The 14,292-nt window shown below is 61.0% G+C and carries 14 protein-coding genes; 4 read left to right on the forward strand and 10 right to left on the reverse strand.

The annotated features are described in order from the left end of the window. Positions 1 to 94: 94 nt before the first annotated feature. Genes NVB75_RS22270 through NVB75_RS22295 form a run of 6 tightly spaced genes read right to left on the reverse strand, consistent with a single transcriptional unit; the run spans position 95 to position 4,325 of the window. Positions 95 to 1,765 (reverse strand): acyl-CoA synthetase family protein, encoded by a 1,671-nt coding sequence (locus tag NVB75_RS22270; RefSeq protein ID WP_258343346.1) that lies wholly within the window; start codon positions 1,763 to 1,765, stop codon positions 95 to 97. Continuing rightward, entirely contained in the window at positions 1,762 to 2,307 is a 546-nt protein-coding gene (locus NVB75_RS22275) for a hypothetical protein (protein ID WP_076015477.1), read from the reverse strand. Before NVB75_RS22275 ends, NVB75_RS22270 begins: the two co-directional genes overlap by 4 nt. After that, positions 2,304 to 2,558, reverse strand: coding sequence for an acyl carrier protein (locus tag NVB75_RS22280; RefSeq protein WP_003209389.1), 255 nt, complete (start codon positions 2,556 to 2,558; stop codon positions 2,304 to 2,306). The genes NVB75_RS22275 and NVB75_RS22280 overlap by 4 nt, the downstream gene beginning before the upstream one ends. A gap of 9 nt (positions 2,559 to 2,567) precedes the next feature. Then, positions 2,568 to 2,837 carry a phosphopantetheine-binding protein gene (locus tag NVB75_RS22285; protein ID WP_003209392.1) on the reverse strand — a complete coding sequence of 90 codons (270 nt, stop codon included), beginning with the start codon at positions 2,835 to 2,837 and terminating at the stop codon, positions 2,568 to 2,570. Next, positions 2,815 to 3,627 carry a 1-acyl-sn-glycerol-3-phosphate acyltransferase gene (locus NVB75_RS22290; RefSeq protein ID WP_258343349.1) on the reverse strand — a complete coding sequence of 271 codons (813 nt, stop codon included), beginning with the start codon at positions 3,625 to 3,627 and terminating at the stop codon, positions 2,815 to 2,817. The genes NVB75_RS22285 and NVB75_RS22290 overlap by 23 nt, the downstream gene beginning before the upstream one ends. After that, positions 3,603 to 4,325 carry a beta-ketoacyl synthase chain length factor gene (locus NVB75_RS22295; RefSeq protein WP_258343350.1) on the reverse strand — a complete coding sequence of 241 codons (723 nt, stop codon included), beginning with the start codon at positions 4,323 to 4,325 and terminating at the stop codon, positions 3,603 to 3,605. The genes NVB75_RS22290 and NVB75_RS22295 overlap by 25 nt, the downstream gene beginning before the upstream one ends. Before the next feature lie 347 nt (positions 4,326 to 4,672). On the opposite strand from NVB75_RS22295, the gene NVB75_RS22300 reads away from it, so the two are divergent. Beyond that, positions 4,673 to 5,443, forward strand: coding sequence for a ParA family protein (locus tag NVB75_RS22300; protein WP_003209397.1), 771 nt, complete (start codon positions 4,673 to 4,675; stop codon positions 5,441 to 5,443). Positions 5,444 to 5,872: 429 nt separating this feature from the next. Continuing rightward, entirely contained in the window at positions 5,873 to 6,121 is a 249-nt protein-coding gene (locus NVB75_RS22305; protein WP_258343351.1) for a DUF6124 family protein, read from the forward strand. Here NVB75_RS22305 and trxC read toward each other — a convergent pair. Beyond that, positions 6,109 to 6,543 carry a thioredoxin TrxC gene (trxC, locus tag NVB75_RS22310; protein ID WP_003209402.1) on the reverse strand — a complete coding sequence of 145 codons (435 nt, stop codon included), beginning with the start codon at positions 6,541 to 6,543 and terminating at the stop codon, positions 6,109 to 6,111. The genes NVB75_RS22305 and trxC overlap by 13 nt on opposite strands. A gap of 235 nt (positions 6,544 to 6,778) precedes the next feature. Between trxC and NVB75_RS22315 the strand changes: the two genes are divergently transcribed. Both NVB75_RS22315 and NVB75_RS22320 read left to right on the forward strand, forming a co-directional pair. Beyond that, positions 6,779 to 7,075 (forward strand): type II toxin-antitoxin system HigB family toxin, encoded by a 297-nt coding sequence (locus NVB75_RS22315; protein ID WP_093202502.1) that lies wholly within the window; start codon positions 6,779 to 6,781, stop codon positions 7,073 to 7,075. Next, positions 7,072 to 7,473 carry a type II toxin-antitoxin system HigA family antitoxin gene (locus tag NVB75_RS22320; RefSeq protein ID WP_258343352.1) on the forward strand — a complete coding sequence of 134 codons (402 nt, stop codon included), beginning with the start codon at positions 7,072 to 7,074 and terminating at the stop codon, positions 7,471 to 7,473. Before NVB75_RS22315 ends, NVB75_RS22320 begins: the two co-directional genes overlap by 4 nt. Before the next feature lie 6 nt (positions 7,474 to 7,479). On the opposite strand, the gene selO is transcribed toward NVB75_RS22320, so the two are convergent. From selO to NVB75_RS22335, 3 genes are all read right to left on the reverse strand, one after another. Then, entirely contained in the window at positions 7,480 to 8,943 is a 1,464-nt protein-coding gene (gene selO / locus NVB75_RS22325; RefSeq protein ID WP_258343353.1) for a protein adenylyltransferase SelO, read from the reverse strand. A gap of 49 nt (positions 8,944 to 8,992) precedes the next feature. Continuing rightward, the gene (gene mscK / locus NVB75_RS22330) at positions 8,993 to 12,343 is read right to left on the reverse strand and encodes a mechanosensitive channel MscK (RefSeq protein WP_258343354.1); all 3,351 of its coding nucleotides are present in this window, start codon (positions 12,341 to 12,343) and stop codon (positions 8,993 to 8,995) included. A gap of 70 nt (positions 12,344 to 12,413) precedes the next feature. Further along, the gene (locus NVB75_RS22335) at positions 12,414 to 14,156 is read right to left on the reverse strand and encodes a potassium/proton antiporter (protein WP_003209410.1); all 1,743 of its coding nucleotides are present in this window, start codon (positions 14,154 to 14,156) and stop codon (positions 12,414 to 12,416) included. Positions 14,157 to 14,292 lie beyond the last annotated feature (136 nt).

Below are 14,292 nucleotides of genomic sequence, written 5' to 3' on the forward strand. Positions count from 1 at the left end.
ACAGGCGACACCGATTTGCCTGATAAACCACAGTGCCTGGGTTGGGAGTGCTGCGCACTCCAGCGGGAGCAAGCTCCCTCGCCACAACAGAAGCTTATTCACTCGCCAGCTCCAAAAGAATGCGCCCACTGGAGCAGGCTGCTGCCTCATTGCGGTAGGCGAAGTACAGCTTGCCGCGCTCCTGATCGAACCGCAGGTGCAGTTCGATCCGGTCATCCGGGCGCACCAGTTGCTGGAATTTCAGCACCTCCATCCCGGCGAACTGCCCCGGCAGGTTGAGCAGTTGCTGGCCCAGGTTCAGCGCCCAATCCACTTGCACCACGCCCGGCAGCACCGGGGTTTGCGGGAAGTGGCCGCTGAAATAGGCGAGGTCCGGCGGGATCGCCAGTTGCAGGGTCCATTCTCCGTTGGTTTCGACGTGTTCCAACACTTCCGGCGCTTTCGGGCGCGGTGCCAGCAGCAGGGCTTCGACGTCGGCCTGGGGCAGCTTGCCTTGGGTGTTCAGCGGCAATTGGCGCAACAGCCGCCAGCGGCGGGGCAGGGCCAGGGCTTCGCAGTGTTGGCTCAAGTGCTGGCGCAGGGTTTGGGTGACGGTGCGCCGGCCCTGGTTACGCAGGGCGTGCAAACCTTCAGCACTGAGTACCACGAGGGCGCCGAGGGAGGCGCGGTTTTCCTGCACCACGCCCAGGCGCGTTTCGGCGACCCAGGCATGGTTCATCAGCGCTTGTTCGAGCATCGGCAGGGAGATGCGTTTTTCTTCCAGCTTGACGATGCGGTCCAGCCGGCCCAGCAATTCGAAGCGGCCGTCGGCGTGGATGTTGGCGGCGTCGGCGGTCTGTTCGACATGGCCGGCGGGCAAGTACGGCGAGGCGATGCGCAGCGCTCCGTCGGCGTCCTGGCTCAGGTGCACGTCGGCAAACGGCTGCCACGGTTGTTCGCCCTGGCGCCAGGCGATACCACCGGTTTCCGAGCTGCCGAGGATTTCCGTCGGCCATTGCTGCAAACGCTGATGCAGGCTGCCGGCGGCTTCAAGGGGCAAGGCGCCGCCGGAGGAGAACACCCGTTTGACCGGCGTGAGCGCTGGCCAGTCGAGATTGTCGCCCATGCGCTTGAGCAACGCCGGGCTGGCGACCCAGGCGAATTGCGAATGCTCACGGCTGGCGCGCTGCAAGTCTTCGGGGAATGCCAACTGCTGGCGCACAAAGGTGCGCCCGGCACACAACGGCCACAGCACCCGGAACAGCAAGCCATAGATATGCTGGGTGGCGACGCTGCCGATGATGCAGGCCTCGCCCAGGTCTGCGCCCCACAGGGTTTCCAGCGCCTGGACCTCGTTGGCCATCTGCCGCAGGGTTTTGTCGATGCGCTTGGGCTCGCCGCTGGAGCCGGAGGTGCACAGGCTCAGGCAACTGGCGTCCAGGTCCAGGGCCGCGGCGCTTAATGGTGCTTGATACAGCGCATCCAGGTCGCCGGCTTCGGTCAGCCAGGCATCGACGGCATCGTCCCAGCGTTGGCGCGTTTGCGGTTGCAGGTCAGCGGGCAACAACACGCTGACGCCTGCACGCCACGCGCCCAGCAGGGCGATCGCCAGCACGCCGGCATCCTCAAGGTGCACCGCCAGGCGCTGGATGCCCCGGGCTTGCAAGCCGGCGGCCAGGCTCAGGGACTTCTCCCACAGCTGTGGGTGATCCAGGGCAGGTTCGGTGGTCACCCAACGCTGCTCTACAGGCTCAAGCAGCAAGTGCTCAAGATTCAACCAATTCATACGCGGCCTCGAACCCTTTGTCGTACCAGCCATTCCACGGCAAACAACAGCCCCATCAGCCCGTAGGCGATCATGCCGTTGTACAACGTCCACCAGCTCAACGGCGCCCACAGGGTGAGGGCGGCGGCGAGCAGGCCGTTACACAGGAAAAACACACTCCACACCACGGTGACCTTTCGGGTGTACACAACGGCTTTTTCGGGCAGTTGCGGCTCGGTCATGCGTGCCAGGCGCTCAACCATCGGCGGCCCGTATTTCAGGCTCAAGCCGAACAGGGCCAGCATGAACGCGCTGACCAGGCTCGGGTACCAGCGCAGCATCTGCGGGTTATCGAACCAGGCGAGCAACAGGCAAAAGACGATGATCGCCGCCGCCATCCAGCGGCTGCCCGGGCGCCTGGCGCCGGTCAGGGCGCGCAACAGCCACAGGCTGCCCAGCAGCAGGCCAAATTGCCACGGGGCAAAATGTTCCGTGCCGTAATACACCGCAAAAGGGTACAGCAGCCCCGCCAGCAACAGGCCAAGGCCGATCAGCCGGCTCATGCGGCCGGTTGAACCAGACGGTACACCGCCTCAACCACGTCGTTCACGGTGCGCACGGCCTTGAACTCTTCGGCAGCGATTTTCTTGCCGGTCTGGCGCTTGATGTGGTCGATCAGGTCCACTGCATCAATGCTGTCGATTTCCAGGTCCTGGTACAGGTTGGCGTCAAGCGTGACGCGTTCCGGTTCCAGTTCAAACAGTTCCACCAGGGCGTCGCGCAAGGTGTTGAAAATATCGTCACGAGTTTGCATGGTACGGTCTCAAGCTGCCTGTCGGGCCGTGACGAACGCCGCGAGGCTGGCCACGTTGGTGAAGTGATTACGGGTGTCCTTGGCGTCGGCATCGATCTTGATGCCGTACTTTTTCTGGATCGCCAGGCCCAATTCCAGGGCGTCGACTGAATCCAGGCCAAGGCCTTCGCCGAACAGGGTTTGCTCGTTGCCGATGTCGCTCTCGCTGATGTCCTCCAGGCCCAGGGCCTCGATGATCAGCGTTTTTATGTCGTGCTCAAGGCTGTGTGGGTTGCTCATCTTCGGCGAGCTCCTTAATAAAATACTGGTGCAGGTAATCGTTGAGCTTGCGTGAAGCCTGGGGCGCGGGCCCTTGTGCGGCAAACGCCTGTGGTTCTATATCGGCACCCACGCGCAAACTGAAGTGAAAGCGGCGATTCGGGATGCGATACCAGGGTTCGGCCTTGGTCAGGGTGGTGGGGCTGACCTTGATCACTACCGGAGTGATGATGCTCGCACCGCGCAGGGCAATGGCGGCGGCGCCGCGATGAAAGGTCGGTGCCTGGCCCGGTGAGGTGCGGGTGCCTTCCGGGAAAATGATCAGGGTCTGGCCGTCTCGCAGGGCATCGGCAGCGGCATCGAGCATGTCGGCGCTGCCATCGTTGCTGATGTAGCCGGCGTCGCGCACCGGGCCCCGGGTGAACGGGTTCTGCCACAGGCTCTGCTTGACCACGCAGTTGGTCTGGCGCATCTGGGCGATCAGGAACACCACGTCCACCAGCGATGGGTGGTTGGCGATGATCATCTGACCCGGGCGGCCGAGCTTTTCTGCGCCTTCGACGCTGTAGGTCAGGATGCCCAGGCGCATCATCATGCGGATAAACAGCCAGAACAGGCAGCTGATGGTGTGGCGGGCGCGTCGCTGATGCTGTTTGGCATCACCCGGCAGGCAACTGAGCAGCGGGAACACCAGCACACGCAGGCACAGGCCGCCGAGGCCAAACAGGGCGAAGGCGGTGGCAGTGGCGAACAGGCGCCAGTAGTAGGCCTTCCGGGGCTTTTCGGTCAGGGCTTGCGTTGCCAGTTCCATACTCGGTTCTTCCAGGCATGTTGGCAGGCGCCCTGTTCGTTCAGCAGGGTGCGCAGCAGGTTCAGGGCGTGGGGCCACTGGGCTTTGGTGGTGGGTTGGACAGCGGCTGTATTCAGTTCCAGCTGCCACTCGTCGCCCGGTGTCAGCAGCAGGCCGAGGGCGTAGGGGAAGGGCACGTCATCGATCCAGCGCGCATAGGTTTCGGGCGGCTGTTCCTCGGTAATGATCAGCAATACAGCCGGTGCGCCTTCATTCAGAAGGGCGGCGGCCTCGAGCATGCCGTGTTCCAGGCCGTCGCCGGCAGCGGCGAGGGCGGTCATTTCGCTGGTTTCATTGCGCAGGATCGACCACAGGCCAATCACCGCGTTGTGCACCGACAGGCTGAACTGGGTCGGCGACAGTGGCTCGTCGTTGGCCAGGTCGCTGAGAATCTCGAGGGTGCGCGGGGTTTCGCCGTGACGGGAGACAAACACCAGCGGAAGTTGTTGCAAACCTTCGGCCAGGGGCCAGCCCACGCTGAAGGCCATGCGCGCCAGGCGGCTCAGGCGTCGGCGCTGCATGGCCGGCAGGAACGACACGTCGGGGGCCGACTCGCTTCGGGGGAGCACGGTCGGCTGCTGGCACCAGGTGCGCCAGTCGTCCGCGCTTTCGAGCCCGGGAGCCCAGGCACGCCATTGGGCAATGTTGAAATTGATCACTGAGAAGTTATCCCGCCCCTGCGGGCTTCCTTGTGCGGCCATTGGCCCCGAATACCGGGACAGGGAGCAATCGCCGAGTGGCGCGCATTATCCCGGTGCTGCAGGGTTCTAGCAAACTTTGGTAAAGAATTGTTCACGACTGATTACAAATTCGTTGAAATGAATTACTGATTGTCCGTCGTGGGGGTGGGGCACCGGGTGTCAGGTATTTCCTACTTTGTCAGGTTGGTGGGAAATTCTTGTGCGAGATAGAGCCTCTGATGCTGTAGTACAGAAGCGAACGAGGTAGCGAACCGGCGCTTTTGCCCTCTACACTCGGTCATTCATTGATACACGGAGGTTTTTCCATGCGGCGCGTGGTGTTCAACCAAAAAGGCGGTGTTGGCAAGTCCAGCATTGCCTGCAACCTGGCGGCGGTCAGCGCCAGCGAAGGCTATCGAACCCTGTTGGTGGACCTCGATGCCCAGGCCAATTCAACCCAGTACCTCACCGGGCTGACCGGCGACGATATCCCTATGGGAATCGCCGATTTCTTCAAGCAAACCCTGTCTTCCGGGCCGTTTTCGAAGAAGAACCAGGTGGATATCTACGAAACCCCGTTCGACAACCTGCACGTCATCACCGCCACCGCGGAACTGGCCGACTTGCAGCCCAAGCTCGAGGCCAAGCACAAGATCAACAAGCTGCGAAAGCTGCTGGATGAATTGAGCGAAGACTACGACCGGATCTACCTGGATACCCCGCCGGCGTTGAACTTTTATGCCGTTTCAGCGCTGATTGCCGCTGATCGCGTGTTGATCCCCTTCGATTGCGACAGCTTCTCCCGCCAGGCGCTGTATGGCCTGCTGGCAGAGATTGAAGAATTGAAGGAAGACCACAACGAAGGGCTGGAAGTGGAAGGGATCGTGGTCAACCAGTTCCAGGCCCGGGCGAGCCTGCCGCAGCAGATGCTGGATGAATTGATTGCCGAAGGGTTGCCGGTACTGCCGGTGTACCTGACCAGCTCGGTGCGCATGCGTGAATCGCACCAGGCGAACATGCCGCTGATCCACCTGGACCCACGGCACAAGCTGACACAGCAATTTGTGGAGTTGCATAACCTGCTGGAAAACGCGTGATCCAGCAGTCGTTCGCCCCCTGTAGGAGCGAGCTTGCTCGCGAAAGACGTCAACGATTACGCGGGCTGCCTGGATGAACGCGGCGCTCTCGGGTTCTTCGCGAGCAAGCTCGCTCCTACAAATAGCCTATCGTCTTGCGCCGTTGCCTACAGTTACGCCAGAATCCGCCGGCTTGTGCGTCTGGATGGGCGTCTCTAAGGTTGCTCGGTCGCTGAATTCTCAGTGATCGGGTTTAGTAGCCCGAGTGTTTGTCGTTAAGTGCATAAGCTTCATCTTTCAGGCGCTGAGTCTGTGCTTGATGGTAGCTGTGCGTAGGGCGTCTTCGGGCGCGCCGGCTTCGACATTTCCCGGTCTACTAACCTGCGTACAGCTGCCACCCTAATTCGTTTAGTAGCGATCAGATGGCGGCTCCAATCAGGAATGTCGACCATGTTTAAAGCTACTCCAAATCCCCCGTCGTACCTTTTTACAGTCAGCCCCGGCCAAGCCACCGAAACCCTGATCCTCAACACCTACGAAACCTTCTCCTCAGTCACCACCCTCTTGCTCGACCTTTCCGACGACCTCACCGGCAAGCAGCGCGATGTCGCGTTGGCCATTCATGAGTTGAGCGAATTGGGCGTATTGCTGATGGGGCAAGTGATGGACCGGGGTGTCCCGTTACCTCAAACGCCCTGACTGCGCAGCCAGCTCATCAACTGCGGCAACGGAAAAGCTCCGCTCTGACGCGCCACTTCCCGGCCATTCTTGAACAGGATCAGGCTGGGAATCGAGCGAATCCCCAACTGAGCGGATAACTGCTGATTGGCCTCGCTATCGAGCTTGGCCAATCGGCACTTCCCGGCCAACTGCCCGGCGGCCTGCTCAAACACCGGCGCAAACGACTTGCACGGCCCACACCATTCGGCCCACACATCCACCAACAGGGGTAAATCGCCTTTGATCTGGCTGGCGTAATCGCCCTGTTTCAGCTCAAAGGGTTTGCTCAGCAGCACCGGTTGCTTGCAGCGCCCGCACTTCGGCGCATCGCCCAGGCGTTCATTGGGGATGCGGTTAAGACCGTTGCAGTGGGGGCAGGGAATTACTAGAGAGTCGGACATGCTGGGCTCCGTGAAAGTGGCCAATGGGTTCTATTTGGAGCCGGGAAGGGTGTTTATCAAGGTTCGACGCCAGTGACGTACGCGTTCACATTTTTGGTGGTGACTTCTATCGCGGCGTATCTAGGCTGTTGAAGGGTGCTTGGAATTGCGCCACTGGTCCGCCAAGGAATATCGCAGATTGCGATATTTTTTCGGCAAGACTAACCTTCATAGCAAGATGCGATAAGGATGTTGCATGCGAGTGATCAGCGAAAAAAGGATATGGGAAGCGAAAGAAAGATGGCCGCATTCAGCCACGGCACTGGATGAGTGGTATCGCAGAATGAAACGCAACAGTCCCGCCGACTTTGCGTCGATGAAAGGAATGTTCCCTGCAACAGACAAAGTCGGGCAGTTCCATGTGTTTGACATCGGGGGCAATAAGCTGAGGTTGATTGCCTTCGTGCATTACCAAGTACAACGAATTTATATCAAGTACCTGTTCGATCACCGTGAATATGAGCAAGGTAAATGGAAGGAGAAAATCAGATGAGCGCACTCATCAAGCAGGCTGCCGAACACTGGCAATTTGTTTCGCCATTGCTGCGCAAGCCAAGAAACGAGGCGGACTACGATACCTTGGTCAGCGCCCTCGACGAATTGCTGGACCTGATAGGCGAAGATGAATCCAGCCCGCTCATGAGCCTGGTGGATATCCTCAGTGACTGGATCGAGGCCTACGATCTCGAGCACCGGCCGATGCCCGTTGCCAGTGGCGTTGAAGTGCTACGTTCAATGATGCGAGAGCATGGCTTAACCCAAAGTGATCTCCCGGGCGTTGGTGCGCAGTCGGTTGTCTCTGAAGTACTTAGTGGCAAACGCCAGCTCAACCTGCGGCAGATTCGTTGGCTGGCGGAGCGCTTTGGGGTTTCAGTGGAGACCTTTATCTAGGTCGCGCTATGAAGAACAACTAATCTCCAAATGCTTCCCCCAATCCGGCGGCCGCTGGGCGTATGGTTCCATCCCCGGCTGCTCTTCAAACGGTTTGGTCAGCACTTCATGCAGCCGGCGCACTTCGCTGTAATCCCCAAGCTCTGCCGCCTGGATGGCGTTCTGCGCCAAATAGTTGCGCAGGATATAAAGCGGATTCACCCCATGCATCCGCTCACGTCGCTGTTCTTCTGTGCCGCTGGCGTCGCGCTCCACACGGGCTTTGTACAGGTCCGCCCACTCATCAAACCCCTTGAGGTCGACAAAGTCGTCGCGCAACCGCGCCACGGCCAACGCGGCTGATTCATCCCCCAGCCGGCGGAAGAACAGGGTGTAGTCGACGCCGCTGTTCTGCATCAGTTGCAGCAGGCGCTCCACCAGTTTTTGATCGTCATCTTCGGCGGTGGTGAGGCCCAACCGGCGGCGCATCAGGTCCAGGTAGTGGGCCTGGAACAACGGCAGATACAGCCCCAGCGTTTCCCGCAACGCCTCGACGCTGATAAACGGCGTCAACGCCTGGGCCAGTGCGCTCAGGTTCCACTGCCCGATCGGCACCTGGTTGCTGAAGGAATAACGCCCTTCATGATCCGAATGGTTGCAGACGAACTGCGCATCGAAATCGTCCAGAAACGCAAACGGTCCGAAGTCGAAGGTAATGCCGAGGATCGACATGTTGTCGGTGTTCATCACTCCATGGCAGAAGCCATAGGCCTGCCATTTGGCGATCAACTCGGCATTACGCTCGACAATTTCTCGGAACATCGCCAGGTACGGCTCCGGCTGTTCCATGCATTCGGGGAAGTGCAGGGACAGCACGTGCTCCGCCAATTGCTTCTGCAATTCGGGCTTTTTGGTGTAGTAGAAATATTCGAAATGCCCAAAGCGCACGTGGCTGTGGGCCAGGCGCAGCACCATGGCGGCGCGCTCCTGTTTCTCGCGCCATACCGGCGTGGTGGAACCGATTACACACAGTGCACGGCTGCTGGGAATGCCCAGTGCATGCAACGCTTCGGACGCCAGAAACTCGCGAATCGACGACCGCAGCACCGCCCGCCCATCGCCCATGCGCGAATACGGGGTTTGCCCGGCGCCCTTGAGGTGCAGGTCCCAATGTTCGCCGGCTTCGTTGTAAACCTCGCCCAGCAGCAATCCACGTCCATCACCCAGTTGCGGGTTGTAGGAGCCAAACTGATGCCCGGAATAGATCATCGCTCGCGGCTCGGCCTCGGCCCATAGCTTGTGCCCGCCGAACAGCTCGGCAAATACCGGCGTTTCGGCCACGGCAGGCTCGAGATCCAGCAGCGCCATGGCCGCTTCGCTCGCGACCACTAAACGCGGTTCGTCGATGGGTTCGGGCAGCACGTGGGTTGAGAAGCCGTCGCCCAGGCGGGCGAAGCGGTTGTCGAAGGTCAGTTCGTCGAGGGCTTTCAACGGCCATCTCCCAGCAGAATGTCCGACCATTCTGCTGGGGATAGCGCGTTTAGTCGAGTTTGGCGGGCGGCGGCTCGGGCAGGTCCTGGTCCTTGGCGAGGGGCAGGATGGTTTTGTTTTCTTCTTCTACCGGAACCAGTTTGTATTCCTGGCCATGCAGGTTCTTCAAGTACACCTCCATCTGCCGGAACGAGATGTTGATGTGCTCTTTCTTGAACTCGCGATTGATGAAGCGGTTGACCTCATCGATCACCGGGTTGCGGTCGCCCAGGTCGCGTACGTGCATGCGCAGTTCGTGGTCCAGGGTGCTCTCGCCGAAGTTGAGGAAGTACACATGGGGTTCCGGGTCTTTCAGCACGCGGGGGTTTTCCCGGGCGGCCTTGAGCAGCAATTCCTTCACCCGATCCAGGTCCGAGCCGTAGTCCACGCCCAGTTTCAGGGTGACCCGGGTGATGGTGTCGGTCAGCGACCAGTTGATCAATTGCCCGGTGATGAACGTCTTGTTCGGGACAATGATGTCCTTGCGGTCGAAGTCGGTGATGGTGGTGGCGCGGATGCGGATCTTGCTCACCGTGCCCGACAGGTTGCCGATGGTGATGGTGTCGCCGATCCGTACCGGGCGCTCGAACAGGATCATGATGCCGGAGATGAAGTTGGCGAAGATTTCCTGCATCCCGAAGCCCAATCCCACCGAGAGCGCGGCCACCAGCCATTGCAACTTGTCCCAGCTCACGCCGAGGGTCGACAGGGTGGAAACAAAGCCCACACCGGCAATCACGTAGGACAGCAAGGTGGTGGTGGCGTAGGCGCTGCCCTGGGCCAGGTCCAGTTTCGACAACACCAATACTTCCAATAACCCGGGCAGGTTGCGCGCCAGGGCAAAGGTAATGCCGATGATAATCAGCGCCCCCAGCAAGTCGCCGATGCTGATGGGCACCATGCTGATATTGGCGCCGGTGCCGCTGGTGTATTCGTAGAGGGTGACGTTGTCCAGGTAGGAAAATACCGAGATCAAGTCAGACCACACCCAATACAGCGCGGCGATAAAGCCGCCGAGCAGCGCCAGGCGAATCAGGCGCATCGACTGTTCGTTGACCTGTTCGATGTCCAGGGTCGGTTCTTCGATCACCGCTTCGCCATCACCCGCCTCCTTGGCGGCCTGGCGTTTGGCCAGGGCTCGCGCGTAGGCCAGGCGCCGTGCGGCAACCCCCAGGCCACGGACGAAGGTGGCTTCGATCACCAGCCAGAACATCAGCAGGTACAGGGTGTTGATCAACCGGTCGCTGAGCTTGAGGGCGGTGTAGTAGTAGCCAAAGCACACGGCAATAAACAGCGCGACCGGCAGCGCGGTAAACATCAGGCCGACGGCTTTGCGAAACAGCGAGGCTTTTTCATGGGTCGGGCTATTGAGCAGCAGGCGCCCGAGCAGCCACGCCATCAGTGCGTAGCAGGTCAGTACCACGCCGATGCCCAGTACGTCGTCTGCCAGTGCCGCTGGCTGATGCTCGGCGATGGCCACCACGGCCACCAGTGCCAGCACCACCAGCCCGAGCTTGCGTATCCAGCCCTGGAGGAATTCCACCTGGGGTTTTTCCCAACGGAAATGCAGTTCGGCGACGCCGCCGGGCGCGAGGATCCGATAGGCGGTGTAGAACACCAGCCATGCCTGGGCGATCTGCAGCAAGGCGGCGCCGAGGTTGGCGTTTTGCCCGCGGGCATCGATCTGCAACGCATAACCGCACAGTGCCAGGCCCAGGGCCACCGGCATTGCCAGGGCGATATTCACCAGGATCGCCACCGGCGTGTGCCATTGGCTGTCGCGTTTGAAGTGGCCGATGTCCTGGTGGATTTTTTTCAGGCGCTCATACAGGTAGCTACGACGCCACAGCAGCGCGCCGATCAACAGCAGCAGGGGCAGGAACAGCAGCGGGCGCTGGGTCAGGCCGTCATACAGTTCGCTGACGCTGGAAGCCCAAGGCAAGGTGGTGACCTGCTTGCTCAGGTGCGCCGGTACGGTTTCCAGCCATTCGGTGTCCAGCGGCTTGTTGCTGGGAATCCAGAACATCTGCTCGTCGAGGGTCGCCCGCAACGTGCTGGCGGTACTCAGCAGTTGTTTCTGGTTCAGTTGCAGGGTGATGGATTCGTTGAGCAGTGCGCTCAGCTCGCGGCTGAGGCGCTCCAGCAAGTCGCTGCGGGTGATCGCCAGTTCCAGCAGGGTGCGGCGCAGTTGGGGTGTGATCTGGTCGGCCGGTTGACTGGCCAGCAGGTTTTCGACGTAGGTGCTCGGGGTGCTGATCAGTTCGCGCTGTTGATTGACCTCGAACTGGTACAGGCGAATGTTGGCGATGTCATCTGCCAGGTCGCGGTCCACGGTCAGGCGCGGGAGGGCCTGCTTCTGTTTGTAGAGGATCTTGGACAGCAGCAGGCTGCCCTTGAGTACGTTGATCTGTTCGTCCAGCGCCGAGTCGCTTTGGGTCACGCTGTCCAGTTGCTGCTTGGTTTGCAGGTTTTTCTGGGTCAGTTCGTTGAGCCGGTCGGTGCTTTTGAGCAGGTAGTCGGACAGTTTCAGGTTGGCGGCGCTTTCCGTGGCAAGCAGGCTGCTGCCACCGGCCTTTTGGGCTTCGATGGACTGCTGGGTCACGGTTTCCTGGGACTGGGCCAGGCGTTTCTGGTTGATCAGGGTTTGCAGGTCCTGGATTTCCTGCTCCAGGCGCGCGGTTTTTTCCAGGACCAGATCGTGTTGGCTGTTGCCCAGGTCTTGCAGTTGGCTGTTGCCGGCCAGCTCCTGGCGGCGCAATGGAATCAGCGCATTGAGGGCGGCCAGCTCGGCGTTCAACTGGTTGCGCTGGTCGCCACTGAGGGCCTTGCCATTGTCTTTGCCGGCCTTGAGGATCGAGTTGATCTGCTGGATGCGCGTCTGGCTGCTGCTGATTTCGGTCTGGGCGCGTTCCGGGCGGGTCTGGGCGGCGATGCTCAGGCTGTTGGCGTCGGCCAGTTCCTTTTGCAGGTCGCCTTGCTGGGTGGTGCGTTGCACGAGCAGTTGTTCAAGCTGCGGCACCGGCAAGGTGGCGTAGCGTTGGGCGACCGGAATCACCTTGGTAGCTTTGAGCCGGGTCAGCTCGCGCTGGTTCTCGGCGCTCTGGCGCGGCGCGTTTTCCAACTGGCGCTTGAGGTCGACCAGGCGCTGTTGGTAATCCTGCTGGTTGCCGAGGAAGGTGAGGGTCTGCTGCAGGATGCTTTGCAGCGCTTTCATGTCGGCGTCGGGCAGCTTGCGGTCTGGCAGCTTGTCCAGGGTTTGCTGGACGGAGTCGATGCTGGGCGGGTCGGCAGCGTGTACGGTGCCGACGCAGAGAGTCAGGCCAAGCAGGGCAGTAGCGAGAAAAGTGCGCAGGGTTGTCATAGAGACCGGTCGAGCAAGGTGATAAATAGGGGGCGTCCCGACATCGACTGGCGCGCCGTCGCCCCGCAGTTTAGAGGAAGAGTCCGGGGCCCGGGCGACTTCCTTCGGGGAATCTGACGCCGACTTTGCCGATCTTGTTCCCGTCCATGACCGCGACGGTCCAAATGGTGTTGTTCCATTCCACCTGGTCGCCGACCACGGGTGCCCCGCCGACTTTCTGGGTGATGAAACGACTCAGTGGCATGTCCGGGTCGATGCCCTCGAGCTTGAGCCCGTACAGCGCCGAAACCGCGCCCAGCTGGGCGTCGCCTTCCAGAACGAAGTCGCCGAAGAAGCGCAGGTCGAGGCCCCGTTGTGGTGCCTGGCTGAACAGTTTGCCGAGGGCCGGCAAGTTGTGTTCATGGCCGATCACACACAGCAAATCATCGACCTCCAGCACCGTACTACCCGACGGATGGAGCAGTTGCTGGCCACGAAACAGTGCAGCGATCCGTGTGCCTTCGGGCATTTTCAGCTCCCGAAGGGCGGCGCCGATGCACCATTTCTCGGCGCCCAGGCGGTAGACGAACAGCTCCCACTCGCTGGTGACGTGTACTTCCAGGGCCGCCCGGGAGATTGGCGCAGGCTCGGGCGGTACTGTCACCTTCAACAGTTTGGCGACCCATGGCAGGCTCGTACCTTGCACCAGCAGCGACACCAGCACGATAAAGAACGCCAGGTTGAAGTACAGCTGTGCGTGGGGCAGGCCAGCCATCAGCGGGAACACCGCCAGAATGATCGGGACCGCGCCGCGCAGGCCGACCCAGGCGATAAAGGCTTTCTCTCGACCGTGGAAGGCCTTGAACGGCAGCAGGCCGACGATCACCGACAGTGGCCGTGCGAAGAGAATCATCCACAGCGCCAGGCCCAGGGCTGGCAGCGCGATGGGCAGCAGATCGTGGGGCGTGACCAGCAGGCCCAGCACCAGGAACATGCCGATCTGCGCGAGCCAGGCCATGCCGTCGAGCATATGCAAAATGCCATGCCGGCTGCGCACCGGGCGGTTGCCGATCACCAAACCGCACAGGTACACCGCGAGGAAGCCGCTGCCGTGCAAGGCGTTGGTCAGGGCAAACACGAACAGGCCGCCGGAAATCACCAGGATCGGGTACAGGCCGTTGGCCAGGTTGATCCGGTTGACCATCTGCAGCATCAACCAGCCGCCGCCCAGGCCAATGATGCCGCCGATGCCGAACTCGCGGATCAGGTGGCCCAGCAGGCTCCAGTGCAGGCCGGTCTGGCCGCTGGCGAGCATGTCGATCAGGGTGACGGTGAGGAACACCGCCATCGGGTCGTTGCTGCCGGATTCGATCTCCAGGCTGGCGGTGACCCGTTCGTTCAGGCCCTTGCCGCCCAGCAGCGAGAACACCGCCGCGGCGTCCGTGGAGCCGACGATGGCGCCGATCAGCAGGCCTTGAATGATGTTGAGGTTGAACAGCCAGGCGGCTGCCATGCCGGTGAGACCGGTGGTGATCAGTACCCCGACCGTCGCCAATGACAGCGCGGGCCAGAGAGCCACGCGAAAACTCGCCACCCGTGTTCGCAAGCCGCCATCGAGCAGGATCACCGCCAGGGCGAGGTTGCCCACGAGGTAGGCGGTCGGGTAGTTGTCGAAGATGATGCCGCCGCCGTCGACGCCGGCGATCATGCCCACGGCCAGGATGATCACCAGGATCGGGATGCCCAGGCGGGACGAAAGAGAACTCACCAGAATGCTCGCACCTACCAGCAACGCGCCGATCAAGAACAGGCTGTTGATGGTCGTCGCATTCAAAGGCAGTACTCCATGAGCGGGAAAGACGAGGCGCAAACTGACCATGCAGTCTGCGTGCCAGCGATTCTAACCTGTTGAATTGCTGTGCTGTCAAAAAGGTTTTGAATGGCTGGCGCATATTCAATGTGAGAGCGGG

The sequence above is a fragment of the Pseudomonas sp. CBS genome (genome assembly GCF_024734645.1).
GTDB lineage: Bacteria > Pseudomonadota > Gammaproteobacteria > Pseudomonadales > Pseudomonadaceae > Aquipseudomonas.

Excerpts from the sequence above, each read along its gene's own strand:
- NVB75_RS22270 (WP_258343346.1), bottom strand. The coding sequence starts at position 1,765 with ATGAATTGGTTGAATCTTGAGCACTTGCTGCTTGAGCCTGTAGAGCAG.
- NVB75_RS22275 (WP_076015477.1), bottom strand. The coding sequence starts at position 2,307 with ATGAGCCGGCTGATCGGCCTTGGCCTGTTGCTGGCGGGGCTGCTGTAC.
- NVB75_RS22280 (WP_003209389.1), bottom strand. The coding sequence starts at position 2,558 with ATGCAAACTCGTGACGATATTTTCAACACCTTGCGCGACGCCCTGGTG.
- NVB75_RS22285 (WP_003209392.1), bottom strand. The coding sequence starts at position 2,837 with ATGAGCAACCCACACAGCCTTGAGCACGACATAAAAACGCTGATCATC.
- NVB75_RS22290 (WP_258343349.1), bottom strand. The coding sequence starts at position 3,627 with ATGGAACTGGCAACGCAAGCCCTGACCGAAAAGCCCCGGAAGGCCTAC.
- NVB75_RS22300 (WP_003209397.1), top strand. The coding sequence starts at position 4,673 with ATGCGGCGCGTGGTGTTCAACCAAAAAGGCGGTGTTGGCAAGTCCAGC.
- NVB75_RS22305 (WP_258343351.1), top strand. The coding sequence starts at position 5,873 with ATGTTTAAAGCTACTCCAAATCCCCCGTCGTACCTTTTTACAGTCAGC.
- trxC (WP_003209402.1), bottom strand. The coding sequence starts at position 6,543 with ATGTCCGACTCTCTAGTAATTCCCTGCCCCCACTGCAACGGTCTTAAC.
- NVB75_RS22315 (WP_093202502.1), top strand. The coding sequence starts at position 6,779 with ATGCGAGTGATCAGCGAAAAAAGGATATGGGAAGCGAAAGAAAGATGG.
- NVB75_RS22320 (WP_258343352.1), top strand. The coding sequence starts at position 7,072 with ATGAGCGCACTCATCAAGCAGGCTGCCGAACACTGGCAATTTGTTTCG.
- mscK (WP_258343354.1), bottom strand. The coding sequence starts at position 12,343 with ATGACAACCCTGCGCACTTTTCTCGCTACTGCCCTGCTTGGCCTGACT.